This is a genomic window from Streptomyces endocoffeicus, assembly GCF_016741935.1.
GTDB lineage: Bacteria > Actinomycetota > Actinomycetes > Streptomycetales > Streptomycetaceae > Streptomyces > Streptomyces endocoffeicus.
Genome location: NZ_JAERRG010000008.1, coordinates 60,955 through 77,453, shown reverse-complemented (window position 1 = coordinate 77,453; position 16,499 = coordinate 60,955). Strand labels below are relative to the sequence as shown.

The window sequence follows — 16,499 nt, the reverse complement described above, 5'->3', positions numbered from 1 at the left end:
CCCAGCCGACCCCGCCACCCCTGTGGATAACGTTATCCACAGGCTGCCGAGGGCGTTGGCGCGATGTCGGCGGGATCGGGTTGCATGGGGGCATGAGCGACGAAGACCTGCGCATCTCGGCCGACCGCGTCCTGGCCCGCCTCATCGGGGACACCACCGGCTCCGCCCGGCTCCGGGAGGATCAATGGCGAGCTATCGAGGCGCTGGTCGCCGAGCGCCGCCGGGCGCTGGTCGTGCAGCGCACCGGCTGGGGCAAGTCGGCGGTGTATTTCGTCGCCACCGCGCTGCTGCGCGAGCGCGGCAGCGGTCCGACCGTGATCGTCTCCCCGCTGCTCGCGCTGATGCGCAACCAGGTCGACGCCGCCGCCCGCGCCGGTATCCAGGCCCGAACGATCAATTCCGCGAACACCGAGGAGTGGGACACCATCCAGGCGGAGGTGGCCGCGGGTGAGGTGGATGTGCTGCTGGTGAGCCCGGAGCGGCTCAACAACCCCGACTTCCGCGACCAGGTGCTGCCCCAGCTCGCCGCCGCCACCGGCCTGCTGGTCGTCGACGAGGCACACTGCATCTCCGACTGGGGCCATGACTTCCGGCCCGACTACCGCAGGCTGCGCACCATGCTCGCCGATCTGCCCCAGGGCGTGCCCGTGCTCGCCACCACCGCGACCGCGAACGCGCGGGTCACCGCCGATGTGGCCGAGCAGCTGGGCACGGGCGAAGGAACCGGGCGGGCGCTGGTGCTGCGCGGCCCACTGGACCGGGAGAGCCTGCGGCTGGGCGTGCTGCCGCTGCCGGACGCCGCGCACCGGCTCGCCTGGCTCGCCGACCACCTCGATGAGCTGCCGGGCTCCGGGATCATCTACACCCTCACCGTGGCCGCGGCCGAGGAGGTGACCGCGTTCCTGCGGCAGCGCGGCCACACCGTCGCCTCCTACACCGGCAAGACGGAGAACGCGGATCGCCAGCAGGCCGAGGAGGACCTCCTGGCCAACCGGGTCAAGGCGCTGGTCGCCACCTCCGCGCTGGGCATGGGCTTCGACAAGCCGGACCTCGGCTTCGTGGTGCATCTCGGTTCGCCGTCCTCCCCCATCGCCTACTACCAGCAGGTCGGGCGCGCCGGGCGCGGTGTGGAGCACGCCGAGGTGCTGCTGCTGCCCGGCCGCGAGGACGAGGCGATCTGGCGGTATTTCGCCTCGCTCGCCTTCCCGCCCGAGGAGCAGGTGCGCCGCACGCTCGACGTGCTCGCGGCGTCGGACCGACCGGTGTCGCTGCCCGCGCTCGAGCCCCAGGTCGAGCTGCGGCGGTCGCGTCTGGAGATCATGCTCAAGGTGCTCGACGTGGACGGCGCGGTGCGGCGGGTGCGCGGCGGCTGGACCGCCACCGGGCAGCGCTGGGCGTACGACGCGGAGCGGTATGCGTGGGTGGCGCGCCAGCGGGAGACCGAGCAGCAGGCCATGCGGGAGTACGCCACGACAGCCGACTGCCGGATGGAGTTCCTGCGGCGGCAGCTGGACGACGAGAAGGCGGCGCCCTGCGGCCGCTGTGACAATTGCGCGGGGGCGCGGTTCACCAGCGAGGTGTCCGCCGCCTCGCTGGATGCGGCGCGCGGCGAGCTGGGGCGGCCCGGTGTCGAGGTGGAGCCGCGCCGCATGTGGCCGACCGGGCTGCCCGCGGTGGGCGTCGACCTCAAGGGCCGCATTCCGGCGGGTGAGCAGGCCGCTCCGGGCCGGGCCCTGGGTCGTCTGTCCGATATCGGCTGGGGAAACCGGCTGCGGCCGCTGCTGGCCCCGCAGAGCCCGGACAGCCCGGTGCCCGACGATGTTGCCGGAGCGGTGGTGACGGTGCTCGCCGACTGGGCCAAGGGCCCCGGCGGCTGGGCCTCTGGCGCGCCGGACGCCCCGGATCGCCCGGTGGGCGTGGTCACGATCGCCTCCCGCACCCGCCCCCAGCTGATCCGGTCACTCGGCGAACGGATCGCCACCGTCGGCCGGTTGCCGCTGCTCGGGAGCGTCGCGTACCACGACGGCGAGCTCGACACCCGGGTGCCGCGCACCAACAGCGCCCAGCGGCTGCGGGCGCTGCACGGCGCGCTGACCGTGCCGCCGCCGCTGGCGGCTGCCCTTGCCGAGGCGGGTGGACCGGTGCTGCTGGTGGACGATCTGGCGGACACCGGCTGGACCTTGGCCGTCGCCTCCCGGCTGCTCCGCCGGGCCGGGGCGGCCGGGGTGTTTCCGCTGGTCCTGGCCGTGCAGGGGTAGGGACGGCCGGGGGGCCACGGCGGGGCGCCAACCGGCCAGGAATATAGAACGCGCATCCAGGTAAAACGGTCAGTGGTGCCGACTGCGCATTGCCGCACGCGGGCGCTACCGCGAGAATTGTCAGTAGCTCCCCCGCCCCCGGTCCGGCCGTGGTACCGACGGGGCTGTGTCGTGGCCCGCGCCCGTGCCCGACCCTTCGCACGGACCGTGGGCGCAGACGAAGGGAGGACCGTGACCTTCGGCTTCGTTCCGCCACCGTCCGCCGATTCCGCTTCCCGAGCCGGCCGGATGCTCCAGCCCGCCGAGTGGGCGGCAGCGGGAATCCCGTTGCTGCGCAATCCGCGCGAGGTGGTCACCGGACTGCACATCCGCCATCTGCCGACGCCCTCGACCGCCGTCGTCGCGGTCCTCGATCCGGAGGAACGGCTCACGGCGAGCGCCTCGTTCGTCCGCCGCGGCGCTGCCGCCGTCGACGGCTGGGACTTCCGGAACGCGCTGCTGGCGCAGTTGCGCCGGGTGATCCCGCACGATCTGCGGCGCCGCACACCGATCCGCACCGCCGTGCTGCTCTACTGCCGCGAGGGCGAGAGCCGGTGGACGGAGGAGGACGGCGCCTGGATGTGGGGGCTGCGCGACGCCTGCACCCTGCACGGCCTGCGCTGCGGTGCGTACATCACGCTGACCCACGACGGATGGCGGGTCCTCGGCGAGGGGCGGGGCGGCCGTCGGCCGCACTCCGCTTCGCCGCCGACCGAGCTGGCCGTGGCCGTCGAGGGCGACGGCGACGCCAAGGCGCTGCCGCGGCCCCACCTCGGAGGGCGGCGCAAGGCACTGAGCCACTCCGCCGCCGTCTGACCGGTCGTGGGCCGCACGGCCACCGGCCGTCCGGACGCCGGACAGCTCCGCCACGAGGGACAGAGACTGCCGGACACCGGGCGTTCGGGGACGTGCGGCCTCAGGCGCCCAGACCGATGAGGGTGTTGATGCGCTCCGGATCGCCGCAGACGATCAGCAGCGTCCCGGCACGGCCCATCGCCTCGGGCAGCGCGCGGGCCACGGCGTCGTTCGCACCACCGTTGACGGCGACGACCACGGCCGGACGGCCCTTGAGACGGTCGGCATCCGCGCCGGCGTAGAAGACATCGTCTCCGGCGTCGTGCTGCGCCCAGTAGGACGCCTCGCCGAAGGACAACTCATGTGCCGCCCACGGATGCTGCTCCCCGGTGGTCAGCACCAGGATCTCACCAGGGGCCCGGCCGGAATCCAGCAGCAGGTCGACCGCCTCGTCCGCCGCGTCCAGAGCGCCGTCCACGGTGGCGGGGATCAGCTGGATCTGGGGCGTGGCCTTCGTGGCGGTGGGTGCGGCCTGGGCAGCCGAAGCCGCCGGGGCGGTCGGCGCGGGCTTTGTCGCATCGCTCGTGGTGCGCTGCGACTGAGCCGACGAGGTTCCGGCGGAGCCACGGTTGGGACCGGGGCTTCCGGGCCGCCGCGGTGCGGGCCGGGGGCCGGGACCAGGGACAGGACGAGGGGTCGGCGCGGTACGGCCTGCGGCCGGTGTCGCGCGGGGACCCGGGACACTCTCGTGAATCTGAGGCTCCTCGGGGATGAGAGGCATGGGCTGATGTCTATCAAACGTCGGTGCGAGTCGCATCGGCGGGTGGCGGTTTTGACCGCTTGGTCTGCTCAGAAGTCGAAGCCGAGTTGGCCTTCGCCCTCCAGCCCGACCGGTTCGGATGTGCTGCGGAACCGCTTCAGGTGCCGCCAGCGAGGCAGCCCGTCCATATAGGCCCAGGACAGCCGGTGGTGGGGCGTGGGCCCCAGTTCCCGCAGGGCGGCACGGTGCGTGGGGGACGGATATCCGGCGTTGTCCCCGAAGCAGAAGTCCGTGTGCTCGGCTCCCAGTTCGGCCATCATCGCATCCCGGCGGACCTTGGCGATCACTGAGGCGGCGGCGACGGACACACAGGACTGATCGCCCTTGATGACCGTACGAACCGTCCAGGGACCGCCGAGGTAGTCGTACTTCCCGTCCAGGATGACCGCGTCCGGCCGCACCGGCAGCGCGTCCAGCGCACGCGTGGCGGCGAGCCGGAGGGCGGCCGTCATCCCCAGGTCGTCGATCTCCTCGGGAGAGGAGTGCCCCAGGGCGTGTGCGGTGACCCACGAGTCCAACTCCAGGGCCAGGGCCGTGCGCTTCTTGGGACTCAGCAGCTTGGAGTCGGTGAGCCCGGTCGGCGGACGGCGCAGCCCGGTGACCGCCGCGCAGACCGTCACCGGACCGGCCCATGCCCCGCGCCCGACTTCGTCGATACCGACGACGATCTTGGCTCCCGTCGTGGCTCGGAGCGAGCGCTCGACACTGTGGGTGGGCGGTTCATAGGCCATGGCGAGGACAACCTTACGCCGCTCTTACCTGCGTTCGGAACCCGGATCCCCGACAGTGATCAACGGCCGCTCCCGGCGGCCGCCGCCCTGGTGGGTCCGGCGACCGCTTCCGCCCAACACGACGCGGCGCAAGGCGGGTTCGACGGGTGGGGCAAACCGGACGGTGCACCGCATCACACCCACGGGAGGGTCAGTCGACGCCCGCCGGAACCCACTCCGGCAGCGCCTCGGTGTGGTCCAGCCAGTCGGCGGGCGGCACACCGGCGGCCTCGGACGCGACCACTCCCCCGACGATGGCGCAGGTGGTGTCCACATCTCCGCCGGCCGAGGCCGTCCTCCAGAACGCCTCCTCGAAGGAACCCAGGTGGCGAGCGGCGACCCACAGGGCGAACGGCACGGTGTCATGGGCGCTGGTGCGGCGGCCACAGCCGAGCACCGCGGCGACGGTCCCGGCGTCCGCGTAGTCGAGCATGTCGCGGGCGCGGCGCAGCCCCGCCTGGACGGCGCTGCGCGGCACCACCTCGACCACTCGGTCCAGCAGTTCCCCGGGCCCGCCGTGGCCCGCCGGATCGGCCACCACCGCCGCGGCCGCGGCCACCGCCATGGCTCCCGCCACCGCCTCGCGATGCTGATGTGTGGTGTACGCCGAGATCTCGGCCTGATGCGTGGCCTGCTCCACATCGCCCGCGTACCAGGCGCCCAGCGGGGCGATCCGCATGGCGGCGCCGTTGCCCCACGAACCCTGCCCCTGGAACAGCCCGGCGGCCAGGTCACGCCAGTCGCCGCCCTCCCTGATCAGGCGGAGCATCCGGTTCACGGCGGGGCCGTAGCCCCGGTCGAAGTCATGGTGGTCGGCGAAGGACCGGGCGAGATCGTCCTGGTCGATCCGGCCGTGGGTCACCAGGACGGCCAGGATCGAACAGGCCATCTCGGTGTCGTCGGTCCACTGCCAGGGGGTGGGCGGCAGCTCGCGGCGCTTGAGGTAGGGATAGTTGGCGGGGACGAAGAACTGGGAGCCGAGGGCGTCGCCCACGGCCAGCCCGCGCAGGCTCCGCAGAGCCCGGTGGAAACGGTCAGCGGTCATCGTTGCGCACTCTAACCGGTGTGGCCGTAGGGCTTGGGGGTGCACCAGCGTTCAAAGGGCCGGTCGAGGTGGTAGCGCCCGTCGGAGCCGAGCAGCAGGGTCCGCATCTCGCCGTTGCCGGGGTTCGACAGCGACTCGAATTCGGCGACGTTCCAGTGCAGCCACCGCATGCAGAACAGCCGCATGGTCAGCCCATGGGTCACCAGCAGGACGTTCGGCGGATGGGCCGGGTCCTCGAAGCTGCGCCACAGGCTTTCCAGGAAGGCGTCCACCCGGTCATAGACGTCGGCGCCCGACTCACCCTGCGCGAACCGGTAGAAGAAATGCCCGTAGGCGTCGCGGTACGCCATCTGCTTCCGCACGTCCTCGCGGTCCTGCCAGTTCCCCCAGTCCTGCTCCCGCAGCCGCGGCTCCTCCCTGACCCGGGTGCGGGAGGGGTCGAGATCGAGCAGCTTCAGGGTCTGGTGGGTGCGGCGGTACGGCGATACATAGATCGACACGCGCTCGTCGCCGAAGGTGGCGCGCAGCCGCTCGCCCGCCTCCTCCGCCTGCCGGCGCCCGGTCTCGGTCAGCCTCAGAGCATGGTCGGGCACCCTTTCGTAGACCGAGTCATCGATGTTCCCCTCCGATTCTCCGTGCCGTAGGAGGACGATGCGCCGGGGTCGTGCCATGGCGCCACCCTAGATCGAGGCCGTGACCGGCGCCTCGCTCCCCTCCTCGGCCAGGGGCCGGCCTCCTCGTATCTCACGGCGCCGCCCGGTGAAGCGGCTGCGCAGCAGCCGGTCGTGCGAGACCACCACCAGCGCCCCGGTCCACTGGGCCAGCGCCTCCTCCAGCTCCTCCACCAGGCCGAGGGCGAGATGGTTGGTCGGCTCGTCGAGCAGCAGCAGATCGGCGGGGCGGGCCAGCAGCCGGGCGAGCGCCAGCCGGCGGCGCTGGCCCGCGGAGAGCGACCCCACCGGGACGTGGAGGTCGTCCGGGCGGAACAGCCCGTACGACAGCAGCAGGTCGGCCTGCTCCTCCGGCGTCCCCGGCAGCCCCCGGCCGAAGGCCGACAGCAGCCGCTCCCGGGGCCGGGCAACCGGTATCTCCTGGGCGAGGTAGCCGATCCTGCCCCGGCGGACCACCCGGCCCGCCTCCGGTTTCTCCACCCCGGCCATGACCCGCAGCAGCGTGGATTTACCCGCGCCGTTGGCACCGTGGACGAGCAGTCGCTCTCCGGCCGCCACCGTGAGCCGGTCGACCGCCAGCCGCTCCCCCACGCGGACATCGTGAAGGTCGATGAGCAGACCGTCCGCCGTGCCCGCGGCGGGGAGCGCCGAGAACCGCAGCGGCTCCGGCGGGCGCGGCACCGGGTCCTCCTGGAGTCTGCGCAGCCTCTCCCGCGCGTTCCGCACCCTGCTGGACACCGAGGACTGCACACGCCCCCGGTCCCGGTCGTAGGCCATCTTGTTGCCGTCCTTCATGCCGCGGCCCGGGGCAACCCGCCGGGCGACGGTGGTGGCGGCCTCCGCGAGCGCGGCCGTCTCGGCGCACCACTCCTCGTACGCCTGCTCCCAGCGGCGGCGCGCGGCGGTCTGCTCGGCGACGAATCCGCCGTACCCCCCGCCGTACCGCACCAGGGTGCGCCGGTCGGCGTCCACCTCGACGATCGCGGTCGTCACCCGCTCCAGGAAGACCCGGTCGTGGGAGACCGCGAGGACGGTGCCCGGATGCGCCCGGAGCGCCTCCTCCAGCCAGCCGAGCGCCGCGCCGTCGAGGTGGTTCGTCGGCTCGTCCAGCAGCATCACCTCAGGGGCGGCCGCGATCAGGCAGGCGAGCCCGAGCCGGGCCTGCTCACCGCCCGACAGGCTGCCCAGCCGCCGCCCGTACTCGATGCCGCCGAGCCCCAGGCCGTGCAGGGCCTTCTCCACCCGGGCATCCGCCTCATAGCCGCCGCGGGCCTCGAACGCGGTGAGCAGATCGCCGTACGCGGCGAGCACGTCGGGGGCGCCGCCGCCGAGATCCGCCTCCAGCTCGCGCAGCCCGCGCTCCATCGCGCGCACCTCGGCGAGGGCGGTGTCCACCGCGTCGCGCACCGTGCGGTCCGGCGGCAGCTCGGGCGTCTGGCCGAGGTGGCCGACGCCGCCGTCGGCCACCGTGACCACGGCGCCGTCGTCCGGTGACCCGCGCCCGGCCAGCAGCCGCAGCAGGGTGGATTTACCGGCCCCGTTCTCCCCCACGACGCCGATCCGTTCCCCGGGCCGCACCGCGAAGGACACGTCGTCGAGCAGCAGCCGGTCGCCCCGGGACAGCGTGACGTCTCGCAGCGAGATCTGAGTGGGCAAGGGCGCACCTCCGAGCACGCGAGCGGCCATCCGGACCACTCACTCCAAACACAACCGAAGTTGCATTACCCTCAGCATGACATAGTGAACCCACTAACACAACTGGAGTTGCACTTGTCCACAGAGAGCACCGCCCCGACACCGGGCACCGTCCGCCCCGGCGGGCGCACCGCGCGCACCCGCTCGGCGGTGCGCGACGCCGTCCTCACCGGCCTCGCCGAGCACGGCTACCCCGGTCTGACCGTGGAGTACGTCGCCGAGCGCTCCGGCATCCACAAGACGACCGTCTACCGGCGCTGGGGCAGCGTCGAGGGACTCGTGGCGGACGCGCTGGACCTGGCGGGGGAGGACGCCTGGACGCCGCCCGACACCGGGAATCTGGAGGACGATCTGCGCGCCCTCGCCCGCGAGGTGACCGAGACCTTCGGCAGCGTGCCGGCCGCCGCCGCGCCGACCGCTTTCATCGCGGCCGCGTTCCAGTCCGAGCGCGCGGCGCAGGCGCTGCGCGACTTCTACACCGAGCGCTTCGCGCGCTGCGAATCCGTGGTACGGCGGGCCGTCGACCGAGGTGAGGCCCCCTCCGGCACCGACGCCGCGGCGGTGGTACGCGCCGTCTCCGCGCCCTTGTTCTTCCGGGCGCTGATCACCCGCGAGCCCATCGACACCCCGCTCGCCGACCAGACGGCGGCCGCCGTCGCCGCCGCGGTCCGGGCCGGGGCCTACCTCCCCGCCCGCCGCTGATCAGGACTCCTTGACCGGCAGCGGGCTCCGCCTCACACCGTCCAGGCGGACTCGACCCGTACGACATCGCCGGCGATCGCCGCCACATCCGCTTCCGTCTGCGCGCGCAGGCCGAGCCGCTCGATCCGCTCCACGCGGTACTTCCCGTGCTCGGCCGCCGAGTCCCACATGGACAACACCAGGAACTCGTTCCCCGGCGCCTCCCCGAACACCCCGCGCAGCATCCCGGGCGACCCGGCCATGGCCGGATTCCACACCTTCTCCTGCACCAGCGTGAAGTGATCCACCCGGTCGGGGCGCACCCGGCAGTGCGCGACGCGCACCACGTCCGCGTCGGAGAACCGCGGCTCGAAGCCGACCTTCACATCGAATCGGTGCTCGAACAGCCGGACTTGCATATCCCGGTACGTGCCCGACTGCGAGGCCGCCAGCCGGTCGTGCGAGCGCGCCATGAAGGAGTCGTAGAACGCCCGGCTCTCCCAGAACGAGAAGACATGCGCCACATTCGGCCGCCCCCGGCTCCAGCCACCGCCCTGCCCCCGGAATCCCGGTTCGCCGGGCAACCCCGCCCACTTCCGCTGCCCCCGCTCGAAACCCGGGCGGTCCACCACGGTGCAGCGAATCCACTTGACCAGCACCGCGCCATCCTACGGCCGTACGGTGGCCCTCATCACATACCGGAGAGTCCGCCCCCGGTTCGCCATCGCGTCGTACGGCGCCGGGGACAACGGCGGCGGGGCGCGGACCCGAAGGTCCGCGCCCCGCCTCGGATGTCATCCCTCGGATGTCATCCGTAAGAGCTCGCGATCAGCTGCAGCCGCTCGTCGAACCGCAGCCCTCGCACAGGTAGCAGCTGCCCGCACGGCGCATCTTGGTGCCACAGGAGAAGCAGAGCGGCGCGTCCGCGTTCAACCCCAGCTGGATCTCGACCAGTTCGGTCGAGCTGTGGGCCTCCTTCGCCGACTCGGACCCGCTCCGCGACCGCGACGACGACCCGCCGCTCTTCGGGGCAGCCACATGGCGCGGCGCCGACTGGGCCAGGCCCTCGACGTCCACCTCGTCGTCGGCGGCCTCGTAGGACCCCGTCTCCAGGTGGCGCTGGCGCTCCTCGGCGGAGTGGATGCCGAGCGCCGAGCGGGTCTCGAAGGGCAGGAAGTCCAGCGCCAGCCGGCGGAAGATGTAGTCGACGATCGACTGCGCCATCCGCACGTCCGGGTCGTCCGTCATACCGGCCGGCTCGAAGCGCATGTTGGTGAACTTCGAGACGTAGGTCTCCAGCGGCACGCCGTACTGCAGGCCGACCGACACGGCGATCGAGAAGGCGTCCATCATGCCCGCCAGGGTCGAGCCCTGCTTGGACATCTTCAGGAAAACCTCACCGAGACCGTCGTCCGGGTAGGAGTTCGCGGTCATGTAGCCCTCGGCGCCGCCCACCGTGAAGGAGGTGGTGATGCCGGGACGGCCCTTGGGAAGGCGCCTGCGGACCGGGCGGTACTCGACGACCTTCTCGATCTCGGGCTCGGCCTGCTCCTTCTCCTCCTTCTTCTTGGCGGAGAGCGGCTGGCCGACCTTGCAGTTGTCGCGGTAGATCGCCAGCGCCTTGATACCGAGCTTCCAGCCCTCGAAGTAGATCTCCTCGATCTCCTCGACGGTGGCCGACTCCGGCATGTTGACCGTCTTGGAGATCGCGCCGGACAGGAACGGCTGGGCGGCCGCCATCATCCGCACATGGCCCATCGGCGAGATGGAGCGCTCGCCCATCGCGCAGTCGAAGACCTCGTAGTGCTGGGGCTTCAGCCCCGGCGCGTCGATCACATTGCCGTGCTCGGCGATGTGGGCGACGATCGCCTCGACCTGCTCCTCCTGGTAGCCGAGCCGCTTGAGCGCCTTGGGGACCGTGTTGTTCACGATCTGCATGGAGCCGCCGCCGACCAGCTTCTTGAACTTGACCAGGGCCAGGTCCGGCTCGACGCCCGTGGTGTCGCAGTCCATCATCAGGCCGATGGTGCCGGTCGGCGCGAGCACCGACGCCTGGGCGTTGCGGTAGCCGCTCTTCTCGCCGAGGCGCAGCACGTCCTGCCAGGCCTCGGTGGCCGCGGCCCAGACCGGGGTGTCCAGGTCGTCCATGCGCTTGGCGACGGCGTTGGCGTCCGAGTGCTGCTTCATGACGCGCTTGTGGGCGTCCGCGTTCCGGGCGTAGCCGTCGTACGTACCGACCACGGCGGCGAGCTCCGCGGAGCGCTTGTACGAGGTGCCGGTCATCAGGGAGGTGATGGCTCCGGCCAGGGCCCGGCCGCCGTCGCTGTCATAGGCGTGGCCGGTGGCCATGAGCAGGGCGCCCAGGTTGGCGTAGCCGATGCCCAGCTGGCGGAAGGCGCGGGTGGTCTCGCCGATCTTCTCGGTCGGGAAGTCCGCGAAGCAGATGGAGATGTCCATCGCGGTGATGACCAGCTCGACGACCTTGGCGAAGCGCTCGGCGTCGAAGCGCTGGTTGCCCGCGTCGTCGGCCTGGAGGAACTTCATCAGGTTGAGCGAGGCGAGGTTGCACGAGGAGTTGTCCAGGTGCATGTACTCGCTGCACGGGTTGGAGGCGGTGATCCGGCCCGACTCCGGCGACGTGTGCCAGTGGTTGATGGTGTCGTCGTACTGAATGCCCGGGTCGGCGCAGGCCCAGGCGGCCTCGGCCATCTTGCGGAAGAGGGCCTTGGCGTCGATCTCCTCGATGGGCTCACCGGTCATCCGGCTGCGCAGCCCGAACGAGGAGCCGGACTCCACCGCCTTCATGAACGTGTCGTTCACGCGGACGGAGTTGTTGGCGTTCTGGTACTGGACGGACGTGATGTCGTCGCCGCCCAGGTCCATGTCGAAGCCCGCGTCGCGCAGGGCGCGGATCTTCTCCTCCTCCTTGACCTTGGTCTCGATGAACGCCTCGACGTCCGGGTGATCGACGTCGAGCACGACCATCTTGGCGGCCCGGCGGGTGGCGCCGCCCGACTTGATCGTTCCGGCGGAGGCGTCGGCGCCGCGCATGAAGGAGACGGGGCCGGAGGCGTTGCCGCCCGAGGAGAGGAGTTCCTTGGAGGAACGGATGCGGGAGAGGTTCAGGCCGGCGCCGGAGCCGCCCTTGAAGATCATCCCCTCTTCCTTGTACCAGTCCAGGATCGACTCCATGGAGTCGTCCACGGAGAGGATGAAGCAGGCGCTGACCTGCTGCGGCTGCTTGGTGCCGACGTTGAACCAGACAGGCGAGTTGAAGCTGAAGACCTGGTGCAGCAGCGCGTAGGTGAGCTCGTGGTCGAAGATCTCGGCATCCGCGGGCGAGGCGAAGTAGCCATTGTCCTCACCGGCCTTGCGGTAGGTGCGCACCACGCGGTCGATGAGCTGCTTCAGGCTCGCCTCGCGGTCCGGGGAGCCCACCGCACCACGGAAGTACTTGCTTGTGACGATGTTGACCGCGTTCACCGACCAGAAGTCGGGGAACTCCACGCCGCGCTGCTCGAAGTTGACCGAACCGTCGCGCCAGTTGGTCATGACGACGTCACGGCGCTCCCAGACCACCTCGTCGTACGGATGCACGCCGGGGGTGGTGTGGATGCGCTCGATGCGCAGACCCTTGTTCGCCTTGCTGCCCTTGGAGCGGGAGCCTCGTGCCGGGCCGCTCGTCGTCTCTGTCATTCCGCCTCCCTGTACGGGCGAAAACGCCCTGATGTGCCCATTTCTTCCCCGGGCACGGTGTGTCTGTCTTTCACCCGGACGCGGCAAGCGCGCCGGGCGGGTATGTGGGCCGCCGGTCAGTCGGCGGCGATGGCCGGCGCGGGGGCCTCCGCGGCCCCTTCGGCGCCGGGCCCGCGGTCGCGCGCGGGAGGCCGTTGCTGGTCACGCAGCTCCGCCACGGCGTCCTCGAAGTCCTCGAGGGAGTCGAAGGCGCGGTAGACGGAGGCGAAGCGGAGGTAGGCGACGAGGTCGAGCTTCTGGAGCGGGCCGAGTATGGCGAGCCCGACGTCATGGGTGGACAGCTCGGCGCTGCCGGTGGCCCGGACCGCCTCCTCCACCTGCTGACCGAGCTTGGCGAGGGCGTCCTCGGTCACCGGACGGCCCTGGCACGCCTTGCGAACCCCCGAGATGACCTTGTCGCGACTGAAGGGCTCGGTGACCCCGCTCCGCTTGATCACCATGAGTGACGCGGTCTCCACAGTCGTGAAGCGACGCGAGCAGTCGGGGCACTGGCGGCGCCTGCGGATCGAGCAGCCGTCATCCGTAGTACGGCTGTCGACGACGCGGCTGTCGGGGTGCCTGCAGAAGGGGCAGTGCATGACTCCGAGCCCTCCCTCACCCTCAAAAACGGCGCATGACTGAACATGCCTGAACATGCCTGATGAGCCCCGTCCGGGCCGTAAGACCCTCCGGGGCGGCCACAAGCATAGGCCAAAACTCTGTCGGCGGATCCACCAGGGACCACAACCTGTGGGTGGCTTGCATCCATCAAACCACTAGATCTGGTGTCCGGCACTCAACCGAGCCGGATGGCGTGTCACGGGTCGGGAGCAGGCACGAGACTACGCGAACCCCGTGCGTCCCGGATTCACAGGGGTCGGGATGCAAGACTGGGGCCGCCGCACGGCGACCGGATCAAACGGCCCATACACCTAACCCTGTGATCACGTCAGTCCATCTGCGAAATTTCACTCGAACGTGTGTTTGGCGCAACCTTTCGAAAGCAACTACCGTTGTCCAACTAGGGAGAACATCTCGAGAGGGGCCGTCGTGACCACCACCGCAGAGAGCGCCACCGTTACCGCCCAGGAGCGCTCCCAGAGCCGACTCGAACAGACACACGCGATGAACCAGACCCACCCGATGAACGATGACGCCACGACCCCGGAGGGGCAGAAGCCCGCGCGCTCGCTACCAGGCCGACCTCCAGGCATCCGGGCGGACAGCTCGGGGCTGACCGACCGGCAGCGGCGCGTCATCGAGGTCATTCGCGACTCTGTGCAGCGGCGTGGCTACCCGCCGTCCATGCGGGAGATCGGTCAGGCGGTGGGCCTTTCCAGCACGTCGTCGGTCGCCCATCAGCTGATGGCCCTGGAGCGGAAGGGCTTTCTGCGGCGCGACCCCCATCGGCCCCGGGCCTACGAGGTCCGCGGCTCCGACCAGCCCAGCACCCAGCCCCAAGACACCACCGGCAAGCCCGCAGCCTCCTACGTGCCGCTGGTCGGCCGGATCGCGGCCGGTGGCCCGATCCTCGCCGAGGAGTCGGTCGAGGATGTCTTCCCGCTCCCCCGGCAGCTGGTCGGCGACGGTGAGCTCTTCGTGCTGAAGGTGGTCGGCGACTCCATGATCGAGGCCGCCATCTGCGACGGCGACTGGGTGACGGTGCGCCGCCAGCCCGTCGCGGAGAACGGCGACATCGTCGCCGCCATGCTCGACGGTGAGGCCACGGTGAAGCGTTTCAAGCGTGAGGACGGCCATGTGTGGCTCCTCCCGCACAACGCCGCCTACCAGCCGATCCCCGGCGACGAGGCCACCATTCTGGGCAAGGTGGTCGCGGTACTGCGGCGCGTCTGAGCGCGCCAGATCGAGGTGCGCCCTTAGCGTGCCCCACGACCGGGCCCCGGGACCACTGCGCCGGTTCCGGGGCCCTGCTGTGTCTCGCGACCGTCGAGGCCCTGTCGTATGAGACGACCGCGCCCCCGCTAGGCCTCCTGTGCCTTGGCCGCCGCGTCGATGGCGGCCAGCGAGCGGCGCACCTGGTTACGGTCAGTCGTGTACCAGAATTCCGGCATGGACTTACGGAGGAACGAGCCGTAGCGGGCCCGCTCGACCCGCGGATCCAGGACGGCGACGATGCCGCGGTCGCCCGAAGCCCGCACCAGCCGACCCGCGCCCTGGGCCATCAACAGCGCGGCATGGGTCGCGGCGACGGCCATGAAGCCATTGCCACCGGCCTCCTCCACCGCCTTCTGGCGGGCACTCATCAGAGGGTCGTCGGGGCGGGGGAAAGGCACCCGGTCCATCACCACCAACTGACAGCTGGGCCCCGGCACATCGACGCCCTGCCAGAGGGACAGCGTGCCGAACAGGCAGGTCCTGGCGTCGGCGGAGAAGGAGCGGATCAGCTCGCCAAGCGTCTCCTCGCCCTGGAGGAGGATGGGCATGTCCACCCGCCCACGCAGGTCCTCCGCGGCCGCCTGGGCGGCACGCATGGACGAAAACAGCCCGAGCGTGCGACCACCCGCTGCCTCCACCAGCTCGGCGAGCTCATCGAGCATATCGGCGCGGCTGCCCTCGCGGCCGGGCTGGGCGAGATGCTTGGCGACGTAGAGAATCCCCTGCTTGGCGTAGTCGAAGGGCGAGCCGACGTCGAGACCCTGCCAGCGCGGTGCGGCTTCCTCGCCGCCCTCCGGATCCTGCGGGCTCTCGGGGGCCAGACCGAGTGAGGCCGCCACCCCGTTGAAGTCCCCGCCCAGCTTGAGCGTGGCGGAGGTGAGGACGACGGACCGGTCCTCGAACAGCTTCTCGCGCAGCAGCCCCGAGACCGAGAGCGGGGCGACACGCAACGAGGCGCCGAAGCGGTCGTGCCGCTCGTACCAGACCACGTCGTACTCGGAGGCTTCGACGATCCGCTCGGCCACCTGGTGGATGTTCTCCACGGCGCCCAGCGCCTGCTTGCGGACCGCGTCCTCGTCCTTGACCGAGGCGTCCCGTGTGGCGCCGAGCGCCGAGATCACCGTGCGGGCCGCGTCACGCAGCGCCATCAGCACATAGCCGAGGTCCTCGGGGATCTTCTCGAGGCGGCCGGGCAGGGCGAGCTCCATCAGCCGCTCGAAGCCCTCGGAGGCGGTCTGCAGAGCGTCCGCCGCCTGTTCGTTGACCAGCTTCGCGGCACGCCGCACGGCGCGGTTGACCTGGCCCGGGGTGAGCTCTCCGCTGGCGACGCCGGTGACCCGGGAGACCAGCTCATGGGCCTCGTCGACGATCAGCACCTCATGGCTGGGCAGCACGGGAGCGCCCTCGATCGCGTCGATGGCGAGCAGCGCGTGATTGGTGACGACGACGTCGGCGAGCTTGGCCCGCTCACGGGCGGCCTCGGCGAAGCACTCCGCGCCATAGGCGCATTTGGACGCGCCGAGGCACTCCCGGGAGGTGACCGACACCTGGGACCAGGCGCGGTCCGAGACACCGGGGGTCAGATCGTCCCGGTCGCCCGTCTCGGTATCGTCCGACCAGTCGCGCAACCGCAGCAGGTCCTTGCCGAGCTTGCTGGTGGGCGCGGCGGCCTCGAACGGGTCGAAGAGCCCGGCCTCATCGGCGTCTTCCTGCGGGACGCCCTCGTGGAGCCGGTGCAGGCACAGATAGTTGGAGCGGCCCTTGAGCATGGCGAACTCGGGGCGGCGGCGCAGCTGCGGGTGCAGCGCCTCCACGGTGCGGGGCAGGTCGCGCTCGACGAGCTGCCGCTGCAGGGCGAGGGTCGCCGTGGCGACGACGACGCGTTCGCCGTGGGCGAGGGCGGGCACCAGGTAGCCCAGGGACTTCCCGGTGCCGGTACCGGCCTGGACCAGCAGGTGGGAGCTGTCGTCGATCGCCTTCGCCACCGCTTGGGCCATGGCGGTCTGGCCAGGGCGCTCGGTGCCGCCGACGGCGGTTACGGCGGCGTGCAGCAGATCTTCGAGTGGAGGCGAGGACGATTCAGTCATAGGGCTG

13 protein-coding genes are annotated in these 16,499 nt (G+C 71.2%); 4 read left to right on the top strand and 9 right to left on the bottom strand.

Features of this window, described 5'->3' with window-relative positions; all coding sequences use genetic code 11:
- Nucleotides 1-92: 92 nt before the first annotated feature.
- Nucleotides 93-2,258, top strand: a complete 2,166-nt coding sequence (locus tag JK364_RS20910) for a RecQ family ATP-dependent DNA helicase (RefSeq protein ID WP_201852663.1) — start codon at nt 93-95, stop codon at nt 2,256-2,258.
- Nucleotides 2,259-2,489: 231 nt separating this feature from the next.
- The gene (locus JK364_RS20905; RefSeq protein ID WP_201852662.1) at nt 2,490-3,113 is read left to right on the top strand and encodes a hypothetical protein; all 624 of its coding nucleotides are present in this window, start codon (nt 2,490-2,492) and stop codon (nt 3,111-3,113) included.
- Nucleotides 3,114-3,213: 100 nt separating this feature from the next.
- Here the strand turns inward: JK364_RS20905 and JK364_RS20900 are convergent, their stop codons facing one another.
- From JK364_RS20900 to abc-f, 5 genes are all read right to left on the bottom strand, one after another.
- Nucleotides 3,214-3,873 carry a hypothetical protein gene (locus JK364_RS20900; RefSeq protein WP_201852661.1) on the bottom strand — a complete coding sequence of 220 codons (660 nt, stop codon included), beginning with the start codon at nt 3,871-3,873 and terminating at the stop codon, nt 3,214-3,216.
- A gap of 68 nt (nt 3,874-3,941) precedes the next feature.
- Nucleotides 3,942-4,643 (bottom strand): ribonuclease HII, encoded by a 702-nt coding sequence (rnhB, locus tag JK364_RS20895; protein ID WP_201852660.1) that lies wholly within the window; start codon nt 4,641-4,643, stop codon nt 3,942-3,944.
- Between the two features lie 190 nt (nt 4,644-4,833).
- Nucleotides 4,834-5,727, bottom strand: a complete 894-nt coding sequence (locus tag JK364_RS20890; RefSeq protein WP_201852659.1) for an ADP-ribosylglycohydrolase family protein — start codon at nt 5,725-5,727, stop codon at nt 4,834-4,836.
- An 11-nt stretch (nt 5,728-5,738) separates the two neighbouring features.
- Nucleotides 5,739-6,398, bottom strand: a complete 660-nt coding sequence (locus tag JK364_RS20885; protein WP_201852658.1) for a histidine phosphatase family protein — start codon at nt 6,396-6,398, stop codon at nt 5,739-5,741.
- Between the two features lie 9 nt (nt 6,399-6,407).
- The gene (gene abc-f / locus JK364_RS20880) at nt 6,408-8,084 is read right to left on the bottom strand and encodes a ribosomal protection-like ABC-F family protein (protein WP_372461971.1); all 1,677 of its coding nucleotides are present in this window, start codon (nt 8,082-8,084) and stop codon (nt 6,408-6,410) included.
- 84 nt (nt 8,085-8,168) lie between these two features.
- Between abc-f and JK364_RS20875 the strand changes: the two genes are divergently transcribed.
- A complete protein-coding gene (locus JK364_RS20875; RefSeq protein ID WP_201852656.1) occupies nt 8,169-8,795 on the top strand; it encodes a TetR/AcrR family transcriptional regulator in 627 nt (208 codons plus the stop codon).
- A 32-nt stretch (nt 8,796-8,827) separates the two neighbouring features.
- Here JK364_RS20875 and JK364_RS20870 read toward each other — a convergent pair whose 3' ends face one another.
- The 3 genes from JK364_RS20870 to nrdR form a co-directional block, all read right to left on the bottom strand.
- A complete protein-coding gene (locus JK364_RS20870) occupies nt 8,828-9,433 on the bottom strand; it encodes a YdbC family protein (RefSeq protein WP_201852655.1) in 606 nt (201 codons plus the stop codon).
- 169 nt (nt 9,434-9,602) lie between these two features.
- Nucleotides 9,603-12,470, bottom strand: coding sequence for a vitamin B12-dependent ribonucleotide reductase (locus JK364_RS20865; RefSeq protein WP_201852654.1), 2,868 nt, complete (start codon nt 12,468-12,470; stop codon nt 9,603-9,605).
- Nucleotides 12,471-12,586: 116 nt separating this feature from the next.
- Complete coding sequence (nrdR, locus tag JK364_RS20860) at nt 12,587-13,108, bottom strand: transcriptional regulator NrdR (RefSeq protein WP_201852653.1); 522 nt, start codon at nt 13,106-13,108, stop codon at nt 12,587-12,589.
- A 451-nt stretch (nt 13,109-13,559) separates the two neighbouring features.
- Here nrdR and lexA point away from each other — a divergent pair, with 451 nt between their 5' ends.
- On the top strand, nt 13,560-14,363 hold the full coding sequence (gene lexA / locus JK364_RS20855; RefSeq protein ID WP_201852652.1) for a transcriptional repressor LexA: 804 nt from the start codon (nt 13,560-13,562) through the stop codon (nt 14,361-14,363).
- 128 nt (nt 14,364-14,491) lie between these two features.
- Here the strand turns inward: lexA and JK364_RS20850 are convergent, their stop codons facing one another.
- Entirely contained in the window at nt 14,492-16,492 is a 2,001-nt protein-coding gene (locus tag JK364_RS20850; protein WP_201852651.1) for an ATP-dependent DNA helicase, read from the bottom strand.
- Nucleotides 16,493-16,499: the final 7 nt, after the last annotated feature.

Bases quoted from the DNA above. Each gene is read 5' to 3' on its own strand.
- JK364_RS20865 (WP_201852654.1), bottom strand. From the start codon at position 12,470: ATGACAGAGACGACGAGCGGCCCGGCACGAGGCTCCCGCTCCAAGGGC.
- JK364_RS20885 (WP_201852658.1), bottom strand. From the start codon at position 6,398: ATGGCACGACCCCGGCGCATCGTCCTCCTACGGCACGGAGAATCGGAG.
- JK364_RS20900 (WP_201852661.1), bottom strand. From the start codon at position 3,873: ATGCCTCTCATCCCCGAGGAGCCTCAGATTCACGAGAGTGTCCCGGGT.
- abc-f (WP_372461971.1), bottom strand. From the start codon at position 8,084: ATGGCCGCTCGCGTGCTCGGAGGTGCGCCCTTGCCCACTCAGATCTCG.
- nrdR (WP_201852653.1), bottom strand. From the start codon at position 13,108: ATGCACTGCCCCTTCTGCAGGCACCCCGACAGCCGCGTCGTCGACAGC.
- JK364_RS20910 (WP_201852663.1), top strand. From the start codon at position 93: ATGAGCGACGAAGACCTGCGCATCTCGGCCGACCGCGTCCTGGCCCGC.
- JK364_RS20850 (WP_201852651.1), bottom strand. From the start codon at position 16,492: ATGACTGAATCGTCCTCGCCTCCACTCGAAGATCTGCTGCACGCCGCC.
- JK364_RS20890 (WP_201852659.1), bottom strand. From the start codon at position 5,727: ATGACCGCTGACCGTTTCCACCGGGCTCTGCGGAGCCTGCGCGGGCTG.
- rnhB (WP_201852660.1), bottom strand. From the start codon at position 4,643: ATGGCCTATGAACCGCCCACCCACAGTGTCGAGCGCTCGCTCCGAGCC.